This is a genomic window from Endozoicomonas atrinae, from assembly GCF_001647025.1.
In the GTDB taxonomy this organism is placed as follows: Bacteria; Pseudomonadota; Gammaproteobacteria; order Pseudomonadales; family Endozoicomonadaceae; genus Endozoicomonas; species Endozoicomonas atrinae.
The window spans coordinates 1-4,213 of the sequence record NZ_LUKQ02000362.1 but is presented as its reverse complement, the minus strand read 5'-3'; the positions used below and the strand labels follow the sequence as shown (position 1 = coordinate 4,213).

At 45.7% G+C, this 4,213-nt stretch carries 3 protein-coding genes; 2 read left to right on the top strand and 1 reads right to left on the bottom strand.

Features of this window, described 5'->3' with window-relative positions; genetic code table 11:
• Window positions 1-662: 662 nt before the first annotated feature.
• A complete protein-coding gene (locus AK963_RS26160; protein WP_083232902.1) occupies window positions 663-1,490 on the bottom strand; it encodes an SDR family NAD(P)-dependent oxidoreductase in 828 nt (275 codons plus the stop codon).
• Between the two features lie 586 nt (window positions 1,491-2,076).
• Here AK963_RS26160 and AK963_RS26155 point away from each other — a divergent pair.
• Window positions 2,077-3,072: a potassium channel beta subunit family protein gene (locus AK963_RS26155; RefSeq protein ID WP_066018292.1), complete on the top strand. Its 996-nt coding sequence runs from the start codon at window positions 2,077-2,079 to the stop codon at window positions 3,070-3,072.
• Window positions 3,073-3,204: 132 nt separating this feature from the next.
• A complete protein-coding gene (locus tag AK963_RS26150; protein WP_066018291.1) occupies window positions 3,205-3,645 on the top strand; it encodes a hypothetical protein in 441 nt (146 codons plus the stop codon).
• The last annotated feature ends 568 nt before the right edge of the window (window positions 3,646-4,213 follow it).

The following is a 4,213-nucleotide window of genomic DNA, read 5'->3' as shown; positions in this document are numbered from 1 at the left end:
GTCCTCTCGATTGGTCATGGCGCTGCTCCCTGCTTGATACCAACAGGAAAACAATCGGCCAGAAAAGGGTTAATCGGGAGGTCAAATTAAACTGGTGTTTTGAAGACTTATTACATCGGTGATGACAGTCGGTGATGAGACTTTGAATCGCCCCAGTTTTCTGACGGGGGATTCTGTTGATTTTACTGTTTCGGAACATTGGCTATCATCGGAGGCTGTTAACTGATCCGGAAACTCTTTGCATGAAAAATAGAGCGAATTGCTTGAAAGACTGTTATTAAAATCCATATTCCTGCCAATGAGGTTTGGCTGAGTAATAAAAGAATAGGGTTGAAAGCAACAGTTTGCTCTTTTAATTGATGCTGGGCCTCGCATGAACGTTGAGCAGGCGTTTCAATAATTCAGGATATTACTCTGAATGATTTCCAGCAAAAACGGTATCTGATAATAAACCGTATACACCTTTGTATTTTCCCGGATTATATAAAAAATGGTCTCTGATGGCGTTTCGAGCTTGTTGTGTTGGCTATGAAAAATGACCCTTTTTATGAAATTACGGTAACTCAGTACACACAAAAAGTGATTGAGTTACCGAAAGTATAATGGGTTGCCTGATAGTTGCATAAACGAAATGTACGGTGGTGTGACTGATTTGCTGGAATTTACCAGGGAATCGACCTCCCTTTCCGATCGACGAATGTGCCGGTTTTGGTCGGGCTTTCAATCACACTGATCATACCTTTAACACTTTCTTCTGGGGAGATGCGATCTGGCTGAACACTGGGGAAGTTGCTTAAAACCGCATCTGGATGAAGCAACAAAATCCGGTATTTAGTGAGAGACATGCTTAAGCTGGAAAATATCGAGTTTGCAGCGGTCTTTGACGAAACATACCCTAATCGTCCCTGATAGTTTTCTTCTCTATTTCTTGCAATGCTGCCTCGCCGGCTACTGATGAAAACCACCGTTGGTTTATCGCTCTTATCCAGATTAGGAGATAACGCCTGAGTCATCATCAGTGGTGCAATGGTGTTAACCTGGAACGACTTTGCCAGAGCAGCGCCTTCCAGGGTTCCGAACTTGTTGGCTTTCTTTTCAAAATACCCGGCATTGAGCACCAGGAGATCCACTTTCCGGTTGCCAACGGCTTTTTGTGTTTCTGCGATAGCTGTATTCAGATTTTCTTCAGTGTCGAAATCGGCTTTAACCAGTAACAGTTCCGGGTATTGCTCGGCCATTTTTCGCAGTGTTTCAGAGCGTCCCTCATTCCGGAAGGTGGCATAGACCGTGCACTTTCTATCCAGCAGAGATTGTGTAAAAGCCAGGCCAATACCTGACGTGGCTCCGGTTACAAACGCCACCTTATTAGTTACAGACCAGGCTGGGGGTTCAACGACTTTGCCCCTGAAATAGTTTGAGCATTCTTTCATCAGGCCTGCCCCTAGCAGTGCAGTGCCTGTCATCCCTAACGCCCTTATGGCCACATGCATGATGAACCCCTGGATTTTTATTGACGATACAGGTTAAGACCGGATGCATGCCGTTTAATTCAGGCTGAAGTATTTGTTGGTTAGTAATACTGACCATTTTGACAGCAAGCGGTCAGCTCGATAGCCTGAGATCGTGCATTGTTTTATCGGGTTCGACAGCAGGATTTCTTGAGTGCTCACGATCAGAGTGAACTATATTGCCTTGCATCAACCACTAGTCTTGGCTCGTCAATGGTTATCTCAGTCCCATCAGCCATGTCGGTTACCCGGTAATATTGTGATCAGGGCTCGGGGCGGTTTGTTAGCCTCTCTGGTTCACTCTATTGAATTCCGTGAATGGTTTGTGGTGCTCTCTCAGCTGTTGCTCGCAGTTTAGACGCTGGTATTGGGGAATATACACAACAACCTGATGCCAGATTTGTTCTGGATGCATGGGGATTGATGGTTAAGGTAGAGGGCTTAACCGGTGTCCATTTTCAAGAGCCCAATTAACCGGATCTCAGGGCAACGACGAAGATTGAATGCAGTGGTATGATTTTATTTCGCCAGAAGATGAATAACACCCGTTAATAATGTTGAGGATATTATGGAATATCGGCGACTCGGAAACTCAGGACTCAAACTTTCAGCACTTTCTCTTGGCTCCTGGGTCACGTTTGGTAAGCAGTTGGGTTTGCGTGATGCAGCCACGCTATTACAGTCGGCCTACGATGCGGGCATCAATTTTTTTGATAATGCGGAAGGCTACGAAGCTGGTGAGTCTGAAAAAATCATGGGTGAAGCCATTGGCAGTTTAGGACTGGCACGGGATACTTTTGCCATATCATCGAAAGTATTCTTTGGGGGGAGAAGGCCAACCCAGATGGGGCTGAGCGCCAAACATATCCGGGATGCTTGTGATGCGGCACTGATGCGCTTGAAAGTGGACTACCTCGACCTGTTCTTCTGTCACCGGCCAGATATTGACACGCCTATCGTCGAAACCGTCCGGGCCATGCACAACCTGATCCAGCAGGGGAAAATTCTGTATTGGGGGACCAGTGAATGGTCCGCACAGCAGATCACGGAAGCCCATGCCGCTGCGCTGGCTCATAATCTGACGCCACCTACCATGGAGCAACCTCAGTACAATATGTTTCACCGTGATCGGGTAGAGGCCGAATATCGTCCGCTGTATGAAAACTATGGGATGGGCACCACGATCTGGTCACCACTGGCCAGCGGCATACTGACTGGCAAGTACAACGATGGCATCCCGAAGGACAGCCGCTTCGCTCTGCCGGGTTACGAATGGCTGAAAGACCGGTGGGATACTGAAGAGGGCAGGGAAAAACTGGAAAAGGTCAGGGCATTAACCAGCCTGGCTAATAACAATGGTATGAGTATCACTCATCTCGCCTTGGGCTGGTGCCTGAAAAACCAGAATGTCAGTACAGTGATTCTGGGTGCTTCCCGTCTGTCCCAGTTGCAAGACAACCTCAAAGCCATGGACATGGTTGGAAAAGTTACACCGGATTTGCTGGCCGATATTGAGGCCATTCTGGTAAACCAGCCACCTGCACCGGAGCGTTATGGACAGTAAGTTTTCTTGATTACTTTAACTTGCAGGCCTGGGCAGAGACCAGAACCCTCGTTTACCGAGGGAATACTGGTTGCTCATCACAGGATCAACTCGATCTGAAAGTATAGGGTTAGAAGCCAATGATTAAGTGTGATGAACTTTCTGCTTCAACAGCTATGCGTCATTCTGCGGAAGCAAACCGTTACAGCAAATCATGTTTTTTTTGCCGCCAGACGGGTCTGCATGGCATTAAAGAATAGTCAGAGACCTTTATCCGCTCAGGGGAACCTTGATTATATGGGGCAAAGCTATGGCAGGAGTCATGGGCGTATTGAACAAAGACTGTTTGAGAGAATCATAGAGGTATGCACCAGTAAAAAATGGCTGACAAAGCACGGGACTAAAGAGATTACCTATGAAGCATCACGAACATTGAATAGAGGGGCATGGCTTAATGGGGAGATCGAGGATTTTATGGATCAGTTCAGTTCCGAAGAATCCAAGCGCTTGGTAATGGGGAATATCGAATTGAAGGAGGGTATCGTTATAAGGTTCATGAGTTTATTGATATTCTTGAAAATCGACGTCGATTGAATGAAATAGTAAACCGTGCTCCATCCGCGTCAGACCATAATCCTCCCGAAAGCGGTAAGAAAGCAGTTTTTGCAAGTGAAGAGTGGAAGAAGGTTGAAAAGGATCTCCGCAAGGGGGATGCCATACATTATTCGAGCGCCATGACTATTCCATAAACGTCTGTATAGTGACGCTTCATGCTTGGTCGCAGCCTCTTTATTTTTTAATACGGTAACAGTCTACCCCTGTTCAATGAGCAGAAGTGGAAAATAGATCATTCTACTCTTTCGAACAAGATTGTTTAGGAAGTTTTAAATTTAGTGTTCATGAACTTAATAATAAGCTCAGCTTGGCAGTTTAACAATAATTTGGAGTCAGGGAGTATTTAATAAAATCAAGGGTTCTTGGCTAATCATTTTAGACTGGCAGAATAAAAGCAGAAACCTTCCTATACTACAATTTATACCAATCGCATTTTCTAAATCCTTAAGCTGCCGCCAACTATGCTTAGGCATCATTACCATGCATTATCTAGAACAGATGTCTCGTCGACCACAGCTACCCGAAGGTTTTAATGATGTTGATTTTC